Source organism: Pseudoalteromonas sp. S3260 (assembly GCF_005886925.1).
GTDB lineage: Bacteria > Pseudomonadota > Gammaproteobacteria > Enterobacterales > Alteromonadaceae > Pseudoalteromonas > Pseudoalteromonas tetraodonis.
Genome location: NZ_PNCV01000421.1, coordinates 1 through 370, shown reverse-complemented (window position 1 = coordinate 370; position 370 = coordinate 1). Strand labels below are relative to the sequence as shown.

Here is a 370-nt window from a genome sequence, read left to right as displayed (position 1 = left end):
CACCGCCAAAGCGAGCAATAAAGTCAGTACTGCGAATCGATTTTTTCATCGCCGTGGCCAAAACCTGTAGGGTTTTATCACCGGCACTGTGGCCATAATTATCATTAATGGACTTGAAGTGGTCGACATCAATGACTACCAAGCACAACGGGGCCTGATGGCGTTTAAAGTGTTTCAGCTCAAGATCCATACGCTCATCAAAGGCAATACGATTTGGCAATTTAGTCAGCCCATCTTGCAATGACACCAGACGTTGACGCTCAAGCTTGGTTTCATATTGTGCAACTTGCTGCTCCAACGCCTCGACTTGAGATTGCATACTGTGCAACGCTTGGCTTAGGGTGTCTCGTTGCTGCGCCTCTAATTTCTC

Annotated in this window: 1 protein-coding gene; it reads right to left on the bottom strand. The window is 47.3% G+C overall.

Annotation, left to right across the window (positions count from 1 at the left end; genetic code table 11):
- Positions 1–370 (bottom strand): GGDEF domain-containing protein (locus tag CWC14_RS19040; RefSeq protein ID WP_138564425.1); only part of this gene is annotated, 370 nt, incomplete at both ends.